This window comes from Streptomyces sp. NPDC002787, from assembly GCF_053592095.1.
The window spans coordinates 55,243-72,619 of record NZ_JBSFVC010000008.1 but is presented as its reverse complement, the minus strand read 5'-3'; the positions used below and the strand labels follow the sequence as shown (position 1 = coordinate 72,619).

Sequence of the window (17,377 nt, the reverse complement as noted above, 5' to 3'; positions counted from 1 at the left end):
AGATCGCCGCCGTGCGAAGCGTCGTGGACGGGCTCGACGAGACGACCGTCCGCAGGGTCGCCCACTGGCTCACCGTGGCCGGCGGCAACCGGTAGCGGTGACCGCCGGCAGCGACGGGAGGTACACGTCCGGGCCTGGGCCGTGGCGTGAGGCGGGGCGTGAAGCCGAGGCATGAAGCCGGGCATGAAAGGGCCCGGTCGCTGGCGACGGGGGATGCACCAGCGACCGGGCTATGGCCAAGGCTAACAAGGCTGCTCGTCGGACGGGAGCCGACTGCTCGACTGTGTTGACCAGTTGTGATCGGGATCACGTGCCACCAACGAGCGGGTAAACGTTTGTCACCCGCTCTCGCACGGCGGCTCGTACGACAGCCGTGGCAGGTACTCGTTCCATTTCTCCCGCGTGAGCACACCGCGTGTCGTCGTGCAGATGTGCCGTACGGCGTCGTCGACGTCCAGATTCCACAGCCGTACGGTGTCGGCGCCGCTGGACACCCCCAGCATGTGGCTGTCGGGCCGGAAGGACAGGAAGTTGCCGGTCTTGGCGTTGGGACTCATCGACTGGCCGATGGGGGAGGCCTCGGCCGGGTCGGCGACGTTCCACAGCCGGACGGTGCTGTCGTTGCCGCCGCTGGCCAGGGTGCGGCCGTCGGGGCTGTAGCTCAGCGACACGAGCGCCTCGGTGTGGCCGGTGAGGGGTTCGCCGAGCCGGGTCACCCCGGCGGGGTCGGTGACGTCCCAGAGGCGGACCGTGTCGTCGTCGCCTCCGCTGGCCAGCGTCCTGCCGTCCGGGCTGAAGGCGAGGGCCTTGACGGGGCCGTGATGGTCGGTGAGGGGTTCGCCGAGCCGGGTGGCGCGGCCCGGGTCGGTCACGTTCCACAGCCGGATGGTGCCGTCGGCGCTGCCGCTGACGAGGGTGCGGCCGTCCGGGCTGAAGTCCAGTTCGAGGACGTAGCCCTTGTGGCCGGTGAGCCGCCGGTCGAACGGAACGACGCGCGAGGGGTCGGCGACGTTCCACAGCTGGATGGTGTGGTCGTCGTAGACGGTGGCGAGCGTGCGCCCGTCCGGGCTGTAGGCCAGGGCGTCGGTGTACCGGGTCCTCAGCTCGACGGGCGGCCGGTGGCGGACCGGGCGGGTGGGGTCGCTGACGTCCCACAGATGCAGTGCCCGGTTCCCGGCCACGATGGCGAGGGTCCGGCCGTCGGGGGAGAACGCCAGGGCGCGGTTGCTGCCGTCCTCGGTCATGAACGGTGCGCCGAGCGGCACCGGGCGGCCGGGCTCCGCGACGTTCCACAGCCGGATCCGGCCGTCGCGCCCGGCCGTGGCGAGCACCTTCCCGTCCGGACGGAACACACCCTTCCGGCCCACCATGTCCGACGTCGGCACCGACCACAGCCGGACCTTGCTGTCCCCGCTCCCGGTGGCGAGGGTCTTCCCGTCCGGGCTGAAGCCGACCGCGAACATCTCGCCGCTGGCCCCGGCGAGCGGCTCGCCCACCTGGGACGGATACTCCGGGTCGGCCACGTTCCACAGACTCGCCGTACTGTCCGCGCTGCCCACGGCGAGCAGACCCCCGCCGGGACTGAAGGCCACGGACCAGACGGGGCCGGTGTGCCCGGTGAGCGGCGCCCCGACCGCGCTCGCGCGCCGGGGATCGGCCACGTCCCAGAGCCGGACGGTGTTGTCCGAACTGCCGCTGGCCAGCGTCCTCCCGTCGGGGCTGAAGGCCAGGGAGTGCACGACGTTCGTATGGCCCTCCAGCACCGTGCCGTAGGGCGCGGGATGACGCGGATCGGCCACGTCCCACAGCCGGATCGTGTCGTCGTCGCCACCGGTCGCCAGCGTCTTCCCGTCCGGGCTGAACGCCACGGACCGTACGGGCGCGGTGTGCCCGGTGAGCGGCGCGCCGAGCGCCCGCGCGTGCGCCGGGTCGCTCACGTCCCACAGCCGTACGGTGTGGTCCTCGGCCACGGACGCCAGTGTCTTCCCGTCCGGGCTGAAGGCGAGCAGATAGATGGTGCCGTCGTGCCCGGTCAGCGGCGCGCCGAACGACCGGGGGGCGCGGGGATCCCGTACGTCCCACAGCCGGATCGTGCCGTCGTCGCCGGCGCTGGCCAGCGTGCGGCCGTCCGGGCCGAAGACCGAGGTGCTCACCCAACTCGTGTGCCCGGTCAGGGGCTTGCCCAGGGCCTTGGGCCGGGACGGGTCCGCCACGTCCCACAGGCGTACGGTCCGGTCGTAGCTGGCGGTGGCCAGATACTTCCCGTCCGGGCTGAACGAGGTGAGGTAGACGGCGCCGCCGTGGCCGAGGAGCGGGGTGGCCAGCGGCGCGTTGACGATCGAGACGAGCCGGTTGTCGGTGCCCTTGTCGTCGGGCCGCAGGTCGTGCGCCACCAGGTCGAGCTGGGCGGAGAGCGACGGGTCCGTGTACTGGACGCGGTCGGCCTCGGCGACCACCTGCTCGAACACCGCGTCGTTGCGCTGCTGCCAGGCGACCACCGCCGACCCGACGGCCACCAGGGCGAACGCCACCAGCGCCGCCACGGCACTCCGGCTGATCCAGACGGTACGCCGGCGCAGCCGGACCGAGGCGGCCAGGAACTCCACCGCGCTCCGGGTCAGGACGGTGTCCCCCGCCGACTCCGCCCAGGTGTGGGCCTGTTCGAGCCGCGACCCCCGGTAGAGCAGCGAGGAGTCGCGCTCGGAGTCCTCCCAGGCCCGGCCGTCCTCCTCCAGACGCTGCCGCAGCAGATGGTCGTTGCGCCCCTCGTCGATCCAGCCCCGCAGGCGCGGCCAGGCGTGCAGCAGCGCCTCATGGGTGATCTCCACGGTCTCCGCGTCGAGCGTCACCAGCCGGGCGCGGACCAGTGCCTCCAGCGACTCCTGGGTCTTGCCCGGGTCCGCCGAGCCGTCCGCCAGCTGCCGCCGGGTGCCCCGACGCCGGGTGGCCTGCGTGTCCTCGCCCAGCCGGACCAGGCGCAGCAACAGCAGCCGGGCGGCCGTACGGGCCGCCGGGTCCAGCCCCGACCAGGCCCGCTCGGCGGTCGCCGCCACCGCGCCCTGGATGCCGCCCGCCGCCCGGTAACCGGCCAGCGTCAGCCGCCCCGCCTTGCGCCGCTGCCAGGTCACGAGCAGGGCGTGCGACAGCAGCGGCAGCACGCCGGCGTCGTGCGCCCCGCGCGGACCGTCCGCGCTCACCTCGCGCACGATCAGCTCGGCGAGCCCCGGCTCCAGCTCCAGGCCCACGGCCTTGGCCGGGCCCGTCACCGCCTCCCGCAGCTCCGCCGTCGTCAGCGGCCCGAGCACCATGTGCCGGTGCTGCAGGGCGTCGGCCAGCTCCGGGTAGCCGAGGCACTGCTCGTAGAAGTCGGCGCGGATGCCCAGGACGACGAGCACAGGCGCCGTTTCGCCCGGCCCTCCGGGCGTGCACGCGGCACTGAGCAGCTGGATGAACGTGCGCCGGTCCGCTTCGTCGGAGGAGAGGGTGAACGTTTCCTCGAACTGATCGACGATCAGGACGGGGCGGGTTGTGGTGGGGGGAGGGGGGCCGGTGGGGGTGGCTGTGGTGCCGGCGGCGGGTGTCCGGCCGTCGGTGGGGGTGACTGTGGTGCCGGCGGCGGGCGTTCGGCCGTCGGTGGGGGTCGCCATGCTGTGGGCGGCGGGGCCGTGGTCGGCCTTGTCGTCGGCGGCGGACGTTCGGCGTCGGCGTGCCCAGGCCGCGACGGCTTCCCGTACCGCGTCGGCGAACATCGGCGTGCCGGGCTCGTACGCTGCGGACACCACCTGCGCCAGCTCCGGTATGTGACCGGTCAGCTCGGCGATCGGATCGGCGCCCGGCACGAGCTGCAACACGTCGCCTGGCCTACGGCTGTCGGTCTGGCCGTCAACCGTCCGCCGGCCGTTGGTCTGGCCCTCAGCCGTCCGTCGGCCGTCGGCCTGGACTTCGCTCGTCCTCCGGCTGTCGCTCTGGCCGTCAACCGTCCTTCGAACGTCGGCCTGGCTCTCGCCTGTCCGCTGGCCGTCCGTCCGGACCTCGCCCGTCCGCTGGCTGTCCGCCCGGACTACACCCGGCCTACGGCTCTCGGGCTGGCCCTCGGCCGTCCGTAGGCCGTCCGCCCGGACCACGCCCGTCCGCCGGCCGTCGGTCTGGCCCTCAGCCGTGTGCTGGCCGTCCGCCCGGACCTCGCTCGTCCTCCGGCCGTTCGCCCGGCCCCCACCCGCCGGGCTGTCGTCGTCTCCCAGGGGGCCGCCCAAGGCGCCGCCCCGTAGGGCGGGGACCAGGCCGGCGTTCAGGAGGGAGGACTTGCCGGCTCCCGAGGCGCCGACGAGCATGACGAGCCCACCCGTCCGCTCCGCCGCGCGCAGCTGCGCGACGAGCGCGTCGGTGCTCCGCTCCCGCCCGAAGAACCAGCGGGCGTCCTGCTGCCGGTACGAGGCCAGCCCCCGGTACGGGCAGACGCCGCCGGGAAGGGGCGGGCCGTCGCCCGCCGTCTGCTCCTCCTCCGGGGACTCGCCGGAGGCGGCGGGCACGGGGGACGTGGTGGACCCGGACGCCGCGGCGCGCTCGCCGACGGGGTCGGCCAGGGCCCGCTCCCACAGCCGCTGCCACTGGGCCATGTCGTACAGCCCCTTGGACACCGGCGCGGGCCGGGCGCGCCGGGCCTCGGGGATCAGCACGTGCAGGACGGCGGCGAGGGCGGCGAACTGCGCGGGCACGTTCCTGGCCCGCCGCCAGTCGCTGATCCGCTGGGCGGACACCCGAACGGGCCGCCCGCGTTCGTCGACCCGCTGCAGCCGGACGACCGACTCGGAAACGCTCTTGAGGGGAGGATTGCCCGCTTCCTTGTACAGCAGAGCGAGACGTTCCGCGAAGGCCGAGCGTGCCTCTGAGTCGTGACTCAAGGCATCCTCCCCTTGACTTCCCCCGCTGGCTGATATCCGGACCGGAAAACTCACTTTATATGCCTGACCTGCGAAGAAGTCATCACCGGAGGCGCGGGCCCTCCTCGCGATGATCCCCGGCTGGCAGGATTCGGCTTCCAGCCACGTACCCCGGGCAGCGCCCACGCAGGCCACCGGCTCGGCGTGAGCCCCGACCGACCCTCGATCCCACGTCCACCGACACGGATCGACACCCCGCACCGTTCGGTACCGGTCCCCACGAGGGGAGGGACCGGTACCGAACGGAGCGCCACCGTGCCCAGCCGCCAGCCGGGAGTCCCTTGCCCGGTCGTGTCAGGAACGGCCGGCGCGTGCGCCGACGGTCGCGGCGGAGGACCGCGGGGCACCCGTCACGACGGGCTCGGACTCGGAGATCCCGAACCGGTCGTGCAGCGCGCGCAACGGTCCGGGCGCCCACCAGTTGGCGTCACCGGCCAGGCGCATGAAGACGGGCACCAGCACCGCCCTGATCAGGGTGGCGTCCACCAGGATCACCACGACCATGCCCAGGCCCAGCATCTTCAGGAAGACGATCCCCGAGGAGGCGTACGTCGCGAACGAGGCCGCGAGAATCACCGCCGCGGAGGTGATCAGCGGGCCGCTGCGCTCCAGCCCGAGGGCTACCGCGCCGACGTTGTCACCGGTCCGGTTGTACTCCTCCTTGATGCGCGACAGCATGAAGACCTCGTAGTCCATCGAGAGGCCGAAGGCGACGCAGAACATCAGGATGGGGATGCTGGGCTCGATCGAGCCGCTCGGGGTGAAGCCCAGCAGGCCGGACAGACGGCCGTCCTGGAAGACCCACACCAGGGCACCGAACATCACTCCCATGCTGAGCGTGTTGAGCACCATGGCCTTCGCGGGCAGCAGCACACTGCCGGTCATCAGGAAGAGGATCACGAACGTGACCACGAGGATCAGCCCGAACACCAGGGGCAGCCGGTCGACCAACTCGGTGCGGAAGTCCTTGAGCTCGGCCGGATAGCCGCCGATGCGCACCTCGGCACCGGAGGGCGCGCCCTCGACCGCGGTGGACCGGATCTCGGAGAGCACCCGGTCGATGTCCCGGTCCAGGCCGTGGTGGGTGGCGACGACCGAGTACCAGGTGTCCTCGTCATGGGCGAACCGGTCGGAACCGCTGTTCGGCTCGGAGATCTTGCGGCCCTCGGCGTACGAGCCGGTGAGCGCGTCGACCTGCTGGACGTCGGCGATGCGGGACAGCGCGGCCGCCGTGGCGTCGATCGACTCCTTGCCCGCGTCGGTGCCGGGCTGGCCGGGACGCAGCACCTGGATGGCGTCCATCTCCTCGCCGGCGAAGTTGTCGCGGATGTCCTGATGGACGACCCGGCTGGAGGTGTTCGCGGGCAGCACCCGCTCGTCCGGCACGCCGAACGTCAGGTTCAGTGTCGGCGCGGCGAGACCCAGCAGGACCACCAGGGCCGGGATGCCCCACAGCAGCGGCCGGCGCATCATCCGCAGCGCCGTGTCGTGCCACCAGCCGGTGGCCGCGCGGGTGTCGGCGTTCTTCCGGGTGACCCGGTGACCCAGGCGGGCCAGCGACGCGGGCAGGATCACGAGCGCGGCGAAGACCGACGTCAGGACGGTCGCGACACCGGCGTACGCGAAGGAACGGAGGAAGGGGAACGGGAAGAGCAGCAGACAGGCCAGGGACACCAGGACGGTGAGTCCGCTGAAGGCCACCGTACGGCCCGCGCTGCCGACCGCGTACTCGACGGCCTCCGCCACGGACCGTCCGGCCCGCAGCTCCTCACGGAACCGGTTGATGACGAAGAGGCTGTAGTCGACGCCCAGACCGATGCCCATCACCAGGGCCAGGTTGGCGGCGAAGGTCGACACGTCGGTGAAGTAGGTGACGCCCCGCAGGATCGCCAGCGTGGTGATCACCGAGAACAGGCCCATGCCCAGCGTCAGCAGAGCCGCCGAGAACCTGCGGAAGATGGCGAACAGCAGAAGCAGCACCAGCGGGAACACGATCATCTCGGCCCGCAGGAAGTCCTGCCGGGACTGCGCCGAGGCCTGCCGGAAGACCTCGTCACCGCCGCCGACCCGGACCTTCACCAGTGAGGTGTCCCGGCTGAAGTCGGGGGAGAACTCCCCGAGCCGGGTACGGGCCTCGGTCACCGTGCCGGACATCCGAGCGACGATCAGGGCCTGCTTGCCGTCGGTGGCCCGCATGGCGGGCGACGAACCCCGCGACCAGTACGAGGCGACCTCGGCGACCCCGTCCTGCGCCGCGAGTTCCTTCTCCAGCCTGCCGCCCTCGGCGGCCACGGCCGGGTCGTCCACGGTGCCCTGCTCAGCGGTCACCATGAGCAGCACGCTGGGCGTGCCCTCGCCGAACTCCTTCTCCAGCTGTGCCCTGGTGGTCAGGGACTCGGAGCCGGGGCTCTCGAAGCGGCTGAGCACCAGGCGGTCCATGGCACCCGCGGCGAGCACCAGGGCCAGCAGGGCGAGGACGACACTCGTCCAGATCACCAGCCGGGGCTTGGTGGCGGTCACCCGGCCCCAGCGTCGCAGTGCGGGCGGGTGCTGCGTGGCGTCGGCGCCCGCCGCTCGGTGTGTGGTCGGCATGCTCGGTCTCCGGATGGATGGGGGTGGGGGAGTGCGGGATCTGCTTGCGGCCGGTCAGGACGCCGTAGTCCACGGACATGCCGAAGGCGACGCAGAACATGAACACCGGAAGCGTCGTCGACCACGGCGAGAGTCACCTTGCAGGAAGGGGTTGGACCAACGGTTGGACGAAACGCTGGGCGACCGCTGCGACGGCTGCGACCGCTGTGGCCGTTGCCACCACTGCCACCGCTGTGACGGCTGTGACCGCTGCCACCGCTGCCACCGCTGCCACCGCTGGGACGGACACTGCGCACAGGCCGACGGTCGGGCCGCAGTGAGCCTGTCCGTCGAGGTGGCCAAGAGCGGACTTTGAGCCACGGGCGACCGCTTACCCGCTGGCAGCCGATCGGGGGCCGCGCTTACCGTGCTGCTGTTAGCACGTACTTACCGGGGGGATCGCGGGGTCGTATGTCTGGCGTGCTGTTGCGTGAAGCCGATTTCGAACCCAGAGACGGGCCGTCCTGGCGGTTTCGTCTCTTCGGCCCTTTGCAAGTGACGCACGCGGGCCGTCTCTTGGAGCTCGGCCCGCCCAAGCAGCGCGCCCTGCTGGCCATGCTGCTGTTGAGGCGGGGTCTCGAAACGGGTACCGACCAGCTGATCGAGGCGCTGTGGGGAGAGGAATATCCCGCACACGCGAAAAACCTGATTCAAAAGTCCGTTTCCAACCTCCGTGGCCTTTTCGCGGCGGAGACGGCGGAGACAGCCGAGACGGCCGCGGGCGAGGGCATTTCCCTGGAGTGGTCGGCAGGGGGATATCTGCTGCGCACCGGGGACGCGTACGTCGATCTCTATGTGTACGAGCGACTGGCGTCGGCCGGGGCCACCGCGGCGCGAGAGGGCGAGGTCCTCAAGGCGGCGGAACTGCTGGAGCAGGCCCGCGTCATGTCCACCGGACCGCTGGTCGAAGGGCTCGAAAGCCCCATGCTCCAGCGCGAGCGGCTCTACCGCCAGGAGCGCTTCCTGTCCGACATGGAGGTACGCGCGGAGCTCGAACTGGAGCTGGGCCGGCACCGCAACGCCGTCCCCTATCTGCATTACGCGGTGGACAAGTACCCGCTGCGCGAACGGTTCGTCTGGCTGCTGATGCTGGCGCTCTACCGCTCGGACCGTGGCAACGAGGCGTTGAAGCTCTACGCCGACCACCGCGCCCGGACCATCGAGGAGATGGGCGCCGAGCCGGGACCGAGCCTGCGCGCGCTCCAGGCACGGCTGCTGTCGCAGGACCCTGAGCTGATGGCGCTGCCGGTGGTTCAGCCGAAGACGCTGCCCTACGTCACCACGACACCGTTCCCGCCGCTCCCCGAGCACCTCGCCTGAGCGGGCCCCGATCAGCGCCGTGTCGGACGGAACAGAGATGGCCGGGCCCACCCCCGTGGAACCCGGCCACCCGTTCGGGCGGGAACACTCTGGTGTGAGTGGCTCCCCACAGAACGTACACCGTGGTTGTGGGCGATCGTCAACTAAAGTGGATCGGAAACCATCGCGCTCGCTGCTCGGCACACACCAGAGTGGATACCGCGACGACCATGACAAGGACGTACCGGACGTGACAGACAACGAGCCGCGCACCTTCGCGCAGTTGCTGGACTACCTGTTCCGCGAGGTCCACCCGGTGAACCGCGGTCCCTACACGTACGCCGAGGTCGCCGAGGGCATCCGGGAGGCCTCCGGAGGCCAGGGCAAAGGGCTCACCGCGAGCGCGATCCAGCAACTGCGCACCGGCGCCAAGCAGAACCCCACCCGGCACACCATCAAGGCGCTCGCCGACTTCTTCGGCGTACCGGCCGGCTACTTCGTCGACGAGGAGGCCGCCCACCGCACCCGGGCGGAGATCGCCGTCCTCGCCGCCATGCGCGACCGGAACGTCCGCACCGTCGCCCTGCGCGCCAACGGCCTGAGCACGGAGACGCTGCAGATGGTGACGGCGGTGATCGAGCAGGCCCGGATCCTGGAGGGTCTCCCCGGTGACACCGACGCGAACGGCCTGAACCTGGACGACTGACACGCACGCTGTCCGGTCTGGCCGCGCGCCCTGCGGTCCGGCCGCGCGCTGTCCGGTCCGGCATGCGGGCTCTGCGGTCCGGCACGCGCGCTGTCCGGTCTGGCATGCGGGCTCTGCGGTCCGGCATGCGCCCTATCCGGTCTGGGCCCGCGTTATCCGGCCATTCGGCCAGAGGGCAGAGATCCTCTTGGAGCGGGGCCAGGCATTCGCCTAAGCTTTCGAGCGATTCGGCGCCGGGGATTCCGGATCGCGCTCCGGCCTTACGGGGTCGCGCCTTCAGCGCGTCAGACCCGAGCAACGTCAGGACCGGGCATGGACCTTGAGCGATTACGCCGCGAGTGCGAGAAGCGGGTGGACGCCCTTCGGCTTCCGCACCGCTTCAATACCCGGGACCTCTGCGACGCCGTGGCGCACAAGCGCGGCCGCCCGATCATCCTCAGGCCCCTGAACACCCTCGGCGCGATCGACGCACCCTGCGGAATCCGCCTGGAGACACCTGACGCCGACCTCCTCTTCTACGAGGAGGGAACGTCCGCCCTGCACCAGAACCACATACTGGCGCACGAGGTCAGCCACATCATCTGCGACCACCCCGGCAGCCTGGAGCTGGACGCCGACGCCTTCCACGCCATCGGCTTCAACCCCACCCTCGTCCAGCGGATGAACGGACGCACGAGTTACTCCACGGACGACGAGCGCGAGGCCGAGATCATGGCCACCGTCATCCGGCAGCACATCTACCGAGGACGCGAACTCCCCCCGAGCGAACCCGAGAAGGGCGCCGAGCGCTGGGAAGCGCTGTTCGCCAGACCGACCAGGAAGGGCCGTCGACACCCGTGATCGACCTCTTGTTCTCGGGAGTGGCCCTCGTGCTTCTCCTCGCCGCCGGTTACTGGGTCCGGGGGCGAGGCGGCCACCGGCCGACCGGCACCTGGCCCATGGCCGCACTGCTGGTGTCCTTCGCCCTCGCCTTCGTCTCGTACGTGTCGTTCGTGGAGAACGCCGTCGAGAGCGTCGTCCCCGAGGCCGGCCGCCTGCTCAGCAACTCGTTCACGCTGGCCGCCGCGACCTCCGTCCTGGCGTTCATGCTCCAGCTCGACCTGGAGCCCGATGAGGCCAGGCGCCGCATCCGGCTGCGGGTGCTGTTCCTCGGCATCTCCGTCGCCGGCATGACGGTCCTCTTCGCCGCGAGCGAGATGAACGACGACTCGCCCCAGCTGTACGCGCTCTACGTGCTGATCTACATCACGTATCTCGGCATCACCGCGAAGGACTTCGGCGTGCAAACCTGGAAACAGGCCAACCACTCACGGCGGAGGAGCCAGCGCATCGGACTGCGCATCACCGCCGTCGGCTGCGTCTTCGCCCTCCTCTACGCCGCGTACAAGGTGTTCGGTCTGATCTCCATCGGGTTCGAACTGAACCTCCTCCCGCACGGCGTCCGGTGCTCTACGCCCATCAGTCCCGTCCGCTGCGTGTTCAGCGTGACGGCGCCCGCCCTGGCCGTCCTCCTCATCACCCTGGGCCTCACCCTCCCGGCGGTCGCGTGGCCGTTCAGCCAGTTCCTGCGCCGCCGATGGGAAGCACGGTCCTTCGCGGCGCTGGCACCACTCTGGGAAGACGTGACGGGCGCGACCCCCGAAGTCGTCCTGGCCTCCGCTGTGTCGGGCGAGCCCGGAGACAAGGCCGACGCGGACGACCCCGACTTCTTCCTCCATCGCCGGGTGATCGAGATCAACGACGGCGGGCTCGCCCTCCGCCCCCACCGTTCCCCGCGAGTCCAGGAGACAGCCGAGCGGGCCGTGGCCGCACGCGGCCTGGCGGGGACTCCGGAAGGGGACGCGATCGTGGAGGCCGCGATCCTACGAGCCGCCGTACACGCGAAGAAGACCGCGAGCGACCCACAGCCGAATGCCGCGCCACCGGCCCCCGGCGCCGCCTCCCGAGCGGGCGACCTGCGCGCCGAGACCGAGTGGCTGCTCCTGGTCGCCCACGCCTACGCGCGGGACGAGACCACGACCACTGTCACCGAAGACCTGGCCCCCACAGGAACGGACCCGCAGGCGTGACCGACCCGTTGCAGGACCCGGAGTTCTTCACCGACCCCTACCCGACCTACGCCCGGCTGCGCGACGCGGCGCCGGTGCAGAAGGTGCCCACCGGTTCGGGAGGCCGCCACAGCTACCTGGTCACGGGCTACGCGGAGGCCCGGGAGGCGTTCACCGACCCCCGGCTCTCGAAGGACACCACACGGTTCTTCGCCGGCCGGCCCTCCCGGCGCGACCTCCATCCGGCCGTCTCCCGCAACATGCTCGCCACCGACCCCCCGGAGCACGCACGCCTACGCTCCCTGGTGACGAAGGCGTTCACCACCGGCGCCGTCGCGCGGCTGCGCCCCTACATCGCCGGCCTCGTCGACGAACTGCTCGACGCCTGGCCGGAGCACGGACAGGTGGACCTCGTCGAGAGCCTCGCGGTGCCCCTGCCCGTCACGGTCATCTGCGAGATGCTGGGGGTACCCGAGTCCGACCGCCGACTCGTGCGCGCCTGGTCGAGCGACCTGTTCGCCGCCGGAGACCCCGGCCGGATCGACACCGCCTCCCATGCCATCGGCGACTACATGACGGACCTGGTCGCCGCCAAACGCACCGCGCCAGGCGAAAGCCTGCTCGACGACCTCATCGCCGTACGGGACGGCCAGGACCGCCTGACCGAGGACGAACTCGTCTCACTAGCCGTGCTCCTGCTGGTGGCCGGCCACGAGACCACGACCAACTTCATCGGCAACGCGACCCTGGCCCTCCTCCGGCACCCGGAGACACTCACCCGCCTGAGGGCCGAGCCCCGACTCCTCGGCGCCGCGCTGGACGAACTGCTGCGCTACGACTCACCGATCGGCATCGCCACGTTCCGCTACACCACCGAGCCGCTCACCCTCGGCGGAACCGACATCCCCGAAGGCGCCCCGGTCCTCATCGCCCCCGGCGCCGCCAACCGCGACCCCGCCCGCTTCCCCACCCCCGACCGACTGGACCTCACCCGCCCCACCCCCGCCCACCTGGCCTTCGGCCACGGCATCCACCGCTGCCTGGGCGCCCCCCTGGCCAGAGCCGAAGCCGAATTGGCCCTCCACGCCCTGCTCACCCGCTTCCCTTCCCTCCGCCTGGCGACCCCCACCGCCCCCCTGCGCTGGCGCCACACCCGCCTGATGCGCGGCCTCGCTGCCCTACCGCTCCTGGTCTGACCCCCCCAGGCAGGCTCACTGCTCGTCGCAATGAGCCCGCCTACGCCACTTCCTGCCCAAAGACTTTTATGCCTCGCCTCGAGGGTCGCTGGCCTGCCTATTCGGCTCCGACACTGTCCATTCCGGTCCAGGACCGTCCGATCGCGGCTGTGACGTTCGGCCCCCTGTTAGGCCCCCCGGGAAGTTGCGGTGACGCTGCACTTGATGCTGGTCAGAGCTGTGATCAGGCAGGGCGACCGACCTTCCGACGTGGCATGACCCCGGACGCCAGTCGCAGGTCAGCGCCTGGTCTCGTACCTGGTCAGCAGCACGCCGTCGGGAAACGTCCGGGTCTCCACCAGGCTCAGGTTCACCCATTTGTCCAGGGCTGTGAAGAACGGCGTGCCGGCGCCCACCAGGACCGGATGGGTGACGATCACGTACTCGTCGATCAGCCCGGCTCGCATGGCCGCCGCGGCGAGTGTGGCACCGCCGATGTCCATGGGGCTGCCGTCGTCGACCTTGAGCCTGGTGATCTCGGTGACCGCGTCGCCGGTGACCAGACGGGTGTTCCAGTCGACCGTGCTGGTCGTAGAGGAGAACACCACCTTCGGCATGTCCCGCCAGCGGCCGGCGTACTCGATCGCCGCCGGTGTGGCACCCGGCTGCTTGTCGGCGGTCGGCCAGTGGGAGCTCATCGTCTCCCACAGCTTGCGCCCGTACAGCGCCAGGCCCGTCGCGTCCACCCGGTCGGACCACCACTGGAACAGTTCGTCGCTCGGCACGCTCCAGCCGAGGTCGTCGCCGGGCGCGGCGATGTAGCCGTCCAGGCTCATGTTCATGGCGAAGGTCAGTTTCCGCATGGCGTCAGTCTCCCCGTGAGTCGGTATTCGGCGTACAGACCAGCACGGCGCGCAAAACTCATCGGTCAGGCCACACCGAGGGCCAGTTGACCACCACGCCATCAGCGCGGGCCGGAGCCGAGACGGTGGCGCGCCACGGCGTGGCCTTACGGCTCGCTGCCCGATTTCATGGGTGCCAAGCACGTCGCCGACATCACCCGCGCCGTCGTCGCCGGTGCCGGCGGCCGGATCGGCAAAAAGGCCGAGCAGACTCTCACCGACGGAGAGGTGTCGAGCAGGTCAAGGACTTTCTCGACATCATCTCCAACGCCGTCACCGACCTCGCTTCCCTCACCGAGGACGACCCAGAGGCGGAGCGTCAGCCCGGTGAGCTCACCAAGGCGCAGGAGGTACGCCGGTCCTCGCTCCTCGGCTCGGTAGGCATGCTCCGCGTTCTCGGTGGCGTGTTCCGAGAGCTGCGGGCCGGGCGAGAATCCGGTCGAGCTCGACGACGTCACCGACTTCTTCAAGCGTCTCGACCCCCACATGGCCGCGCCGGTCTCCGAGACCAGCATTGCGAAGAGCGCCGCTCCTGAAGGGTGGCGCTCTTCGAGCGTCTGGCATGGCAGCGGCACGAGCCGGACACTGTCGGCGGCGTCCACCGTCAGGCATCACCTGGGACTAGACAGAGAGCCGGGTGCTGGTGCGCATGGGGCGCGTCGGCGGATGGAGGAAGGCGCACCATGTTGGTCGGCCATGTGCCCCACCGTCTCCTGTGGCCCTCCGTGCGCCCTCTTGCGGGAGCGTCTGCGGACGCGCCGGTAGGCACCGTCTAGGGGAGAGATTCCAAGATCTTCTCCCAGATTTCCCCCAAGGGGTCCGGAGAACCACTCAGGGGCCCGACCCGCTAAGCGGATCAGGCCCCTGACCTGGTGTTTCGGCTGTCGGGGTGGCGGGATTTGAACCCACGACCTCTTCGTCCCGAACGAAGCGCGCTGCCAAGCTGCGCTACACCCCGATTGTCGCTGCTCGTCGCGGCGACGTCGTTTACTTTAGCCCACTGCTGGCTGGAGACGAAATCCGGTTTTCGGGGCGGCGGTCGTGGCGGTTGGGGCGGCCCCGGCGAGGGTGTACGAGGTCGGGGCGGACGTGGTCTACGGCGGTGAGGAGCAGGGCGAGGGCGTAGAAGGCGAGACCCAGGAGGAGGGCGTTGCCGAGGACGCTCTTGTAGCCGTGGCGGTCGACGTCCAGGAACGGGTAGAGGTACGGGGCCGGCCAGTCGGGGGTCAGCAGGCCGGCTCGGCCGAGCGTGAACGCCAGGTACGCCATCGGGTAGAGGAGCCAGGCCGTCGCGTGGGTCAGCCGTGGCGGGGACGGGCGGGTCAGGAGGAGCCAGTCCGCCACCACCGCGAGCGGGATCGCCGTGTGGAAGGCGTGGTTCGTCACGGCCTGCCAGCCGGTGGGGACGACCGGCGCGCCCGTCGGCGTCGCCGTCATGGAGAAGGCCCCGGGGTCCTTCGTCAGGAGCAGGTGGTACACCAGGGCGGTGATCACCGCGTAGAGGACCGTGCCGCCCGTCACCCAGGACGGCAGGGGGTGGCGGGCCGACCATGCGCGGCGGGACGAGGCGGCGAAGACCAGCGCCACCAGGATCGTGCTCTGGACCGAGAAATGGCTGAAGGCCCGCAGGGGGCTGCCCAGCACCATCTCGATCACCACGGCCGCGACCGCCGCCAGCGCGACCAACGCGCGGTACGCCGCCGCCAGCGGGCGTCGTGTCGGTCCCACCACCGCCGTCGCGGGCACGACGGACGTCACCGGCGCCGGAATGCCCGAGATCGCGGGCAGGTCGGGGATGTCCCTGGGTATCGGTGAGGTCATGCGCTCACGCTAAGACGCCCCGACGAAACGGGCTATCCGGGATGATCCGTATGGGTCGTCGCCCCGCAGTCAGGCGTCACGGCCAGGCCTCCCAGCCCTGTCCCGGCCCTGACCTTCAGCCTTCCCGTCCCACCAACGTCAGCAGCGAAGCCTCCGGTGGGCAGGCGAACCTCACCGGGGTGTAGCGGTTCGTGCCGCAGCCGGCGGAGACGTGCATGTACGCGGTGTGGCCGTCGGCCGTGTGCGTGGACAGGCCCTTCACGCGGTCCGTGTCCAGGTCACAGTTGGTGACGAGGGCCCCGTAGAAGGGGATGCAGAGCTGCCCGCCGTGGGTGTGGCCGGCGAGGATGAGGGGGTAGCCGTCGGCGGTGAAGGCGTCGAGGCTGCGGAGGTAGGGGGCGTGGACGACGCCCAGGGAGAGGTCGGCGGAGTCGGACGGACCACCGGCCACCCGGGCGTAGCGGTCTCGCTTGATGTGCGGGTCGTCGAGGCCGGTGAGCTCGACCGACATGCCCTCGATCTTCAGCGTGCCGCGGGTGTTGGTGAGGTTGAGCCAGCCCGCCCCGTCGAAGCCGTCACGCAGGTCCTCCCACGGGTTGTGGATGGCGCCCACCACCGGCTTGTTGCCGTTCAGGCCGTGACGGCCCTGGACCTTCTCCAGGAGGTAACGGGCGGGGTTGCGCAGCTTCGGGCCGTAATAGTCGTTCGAGCCGAAGACGTACGCGCCCGGGAACTCCATCAGTGGGCCCAGCGCGTCCAGCACCTCCGGGACGCCCTCGGGGTCGGAGAGGTTGTCTCCCGTGTTGATCACGAAGTCGGGGCGCAGCCCGGCCAGGGAACGCAGCCAGCGCTGCTTCTTGCGCTGCCCGCTGACCATGTGGATGTCGGAGACCTGGAGTATGCGCAGCGGCCGCATGCCCGGTGGCAGCACCGGCACCGTCACCCGCCGCAGCCGGAAGGAGCGGACCTCGAAACCCGCCGCGTACACCACACCGGCGGCACCGGCCGCCGCGATTCCCAGAGGTACTCCGTATCGCGCTCGCATGTGTCCATCGTGTCAGACCCCGCCGAGCCCGGGTGAACGCCTGTGGACAACCACGGCCACCACCCCCGATCGCCAACTCCCCCTGTGGACAACCCACTCTGCCCCCGCACCCCCTCCCCGATCCGGCCGCATCCGTTCCGCCGACCCCCGTTCCGACCGCATCCGTTCCGCCACGCCGTGATCCACCCCGCCCCGCTCGATCCACCCGGCCCCGATCCGCGTCAGATCCGCACACACCAGCGAAATCAAGGCGCGCTTCCCGCACTACACCTGCGACAATCGACGCCATGACCACGCTCAAGTCGAAGCTGCAGGAAGACCTCAACGCGGCGATCAAGGAGCGCGACGAGCTCCGCTCCTCGACGCTCCGGCTGACCCTCACCGCGATCACCAAGGAGGAGGTCGCGGGCAAGGAGAAGCGCGAGCTCTCCGACGACGAGGTACTCAAGGTGATCACCAAGGAGGCGAAGAAGCGCCGCGAGGCCGCGGACGCCTTCGCCCAGGGCGGTCGTACCGAGTCGGCCGAGCGGGAGAAGGCGGAGGGCGAGATCCTCGCCGACTACCTGCCCAAGCAGCTGTCCGACGAGGAGCTGAAGCAGATCGTCGTGCAGGCCGTCGAGGAGGCCAAGGCCGCCGGCGCCGAGGGGCCGCGCGCGATGGGCCAGGTCATGAAGATCGTGAACCCGAAGGTGGCCGGGCTTGCCGAGGGCGGCCGCGTCGCCGCCATCGTCAAGCAGCAGCTCGCGGGCGGCTGATCAGCCCTCCGTCTCCCAACGGTCCTCTCAGCAGAACGGCGGTGGGTCGCCCCTC

12 protein-coding genes and 1 tRNA gene are annotated in these 17,377 nt (G+C 70.8%); 6 read left to right on the top strand and 7 right to left on the bottom strand.

Annotated features, from left to right (window positions below; genetic code table 11):
* Window positions 1-338: 338 nt before the first annotated feature.
* On the bottom strand, window positions 339-4,901 hold the full coding sequence (locus ACWD26_RS13050) for an nSTAND1 domain-containing NTPase (RefSeq protein ID WP_451269239.1): 4,563 nt from the start codon (window positions 4,899-4,901) through the stop codon (window positions 339-341).
* Window positions 4,902-5,234: 333 nt separating this feature from the next.
* The gene (locus ACWD26_RS13045) at window positions 5,235-7,532 is read right to left on the bottom strand and encodes an MMPL family transporter (protein ID WP_451269237.1); all 2,298 of its coding nucleotides are present in this window, start codon (window positions 7,530-7,532) and stop codon (window positions 5,235-5,237) included.
* 450 nt (window positions 7,533-7,982) lie between these two features.
* Between ACWD26_RS13045 and ACWD26_RS13040 the strand changes: the two genes are divergently transcribed.
* The 5 genes from ACWD26_RS13040 to ACWD26_RS13020 all read left to right on the top strand — a co-directional run bounded on the left by ACWD26_RS13040 (window position 7,983) and on the right by ACWD26_RS13020 (window position 12,820).
* On the top strand, window positions 7,983-8,891 hold the full coding sequence (locus ACWD26_RS13040; protein ID WP_451269235.1) for an AfsR/SARP family transcriptional regulator: 909 nt from the start codon (window positions 7,983-7,985) through the stop codon (window positions 8,889-8,891).
* Between the two features lie 229 nt (window positions 8,892-9,120).
* Complete coding sequence (locus ACWD26_RS13035; RefSeq protein ID WP_451269233.1) at window positions 9,121-9,576, top strand: Secondary metabolite protein; 456 nt, start codon at window positions 9,121-9,123, stop codon at window positions 9,574-9,576.
* Between the two features lie 312 nt (window positions 9,577-9,888).
* Entirely contained in the window at window positions 9,889-10,416 is a 528-nt protein-coding gene (locus ACWD26_RS13030) for a regulator component (RefSeq protein WP_451269231.1), read from the top strand.
* A complete protein-coding gene (locus ACWD26_RS13025) occupies window positions 10,413-11,645 on the top strand; it encodes an MAB_1171c family putative transporter (protein ID WP_451269229.1) in 1,233 nt (410 codons plus the stop codon). The genes ACWD26_RS13030 and ACWD26_RS13025 overlap by 4 nt, the downstream gene beginning before the upstream one ends.
* Window positions 11,642-12,820: a cytochrome P450 family protein gene (locus ACWD26_RS13020; protein WP_451269227.1), complete on the top strand. Its 1,179-nt coding sequence runs from the start codon at window positions 11,642-11,644 to the stop codon at window positions 12,818-12,820. The genes ACWD26_RS13025 and ACWD26_RS13020 overlap by 4 nt, the downstream gene beginning before the upstream one ends.
* Before the next feature lie 278 nt (window positions 12,821-13,098).
* Here the strand turns inward: ACWD26_RS13020 and ACWD26_RS13015 are convergent, their stop codons facing one another.
* The 5 genes from ACWD26_RS13015 to ACWD26_RS12995 form a co-directional block, all read right to left on the bottom strand.
* Window positions 13,099-13,662: a dihydrofolate reductase family protein gene (locus ACWD26_RS13015; protein ID WP_451269225.1), complete on the bottom strand. Its 564-nt coding sequence runs from the start codon at window positions 13,660-13,662 to the stop codon at window positions 13,099-13,101.
* Between the two features lie 146 nt (window positions 13,663-13,808).
* The gene (locus ACWD26_RS13010; RefSeq protein WP_451269223.1) at window positions 13,809-14,303 is read right to left on the bottom strand and encodes a hypothetical protein; all 495 of its coding nucleotides are present in this window, start codon (window positions 14,301-14,303) and stop codon (window positions 13,809-13,811) included.
* Between the two features lie 282 nt (window positions 14,304-14,585).
* Window positions 14,586-14,659: transfer RNA gene (locus tag ACWD26_RS13005), tRNA-Pro, on the bottom strand.
* A gap of 29 nt (window positions 14,660-14,688) precedes the next feature.
* A complete protein-coding gene (locus ACWD26_RS13000) occupies window positions 14,689-15,522 on the bottom strand; it encodes a Pr6Pr family membrane protein (RefSeq protein WP_451269221.1) in 834 nt (277 codons plus the stop codon).
* A 115-nt stretch (window positions 15,523-15,637) separates the two neighbouring features.
* Entirely contained in the window at window positions 15,638-16,567 is a 930-nt protein-coding gene (locus tag ACWD26_RS12995; protein ID WP_451269219.1) for a metallophosphoesterase, read from the bottom strand.
* Window positions 16,568-16,854: 287 nt separating this feature from the next.
* On the opposite strand from ACWD26_RS12995, the gene ACWD26_RS12990 reads away from it, so the two are divergent.
* Window positions 16,855-17,322 (top strand): GatB/YqeY domain-containing protein, encoded by a 468-nt coding sequence (locus ACWD26_RS12990; protein ID WP_451269217.1) that lies wholly within the window; start codon window positions 16,855-16,857, stop codon window positions 17,320-17,322.
* Window positions 17,323-17,377: the final 55 nt, after the last annotated feature.

Bases quoted from the DNA above. Each gene is read 5' to 3' on its own strand.
- ACWD26_RS13045 (WP_451269237.1), bottom strand. From the start codon at position 7,532: ATGCCGACCACACACCGAGCGGCGGGCGCCGACGCCACGCAGCACCCG.
- ACWD26_RS13040 (WP_451269235.1), top strand. From the start codon at position 7,983: ATGTCTGGCGTGCTGTTGCGTGAAGCCGATTTCGAACCCAGAGACGGG.
- ACWD26_RS13030 (WP_451269231.1), top strand. From the start codon at position 9,889: ATGGACCTTGAGCGATTACGCCGCGAGTGCGAGAAGCGGGTGGACGCC.
- ACWD26_RS13015 (WP_451269225.1), bottom strand. From the start codon at position 13,662: ATGCGGAAACTGACCTTCGCCATGAACATGAGCCTGGACGGCTACATC.
- ACWD26_RS13000 (WP_451269221.1), bottom strand. From the start codon at position 15,522: ATGACCTCACCGATACCCAGGGACATCCCCGACCTGCCCGCGATCTCG.
- ACWD26_RS12995 (WP_451269219.1), bottom strand. From the start codon at position 16,567: ATGCGAGCGCGATACGGAGTACCTCTGGGAATCGCGGCGGCCGGTGCC.
- ACWD26_RS12990 (WP_451269217.1), top strand. From the start codon at position 16,855: ATGACCACGCTCAAGTCGAAGCTGCAGGAAGACCTCAACGCGGCGATC.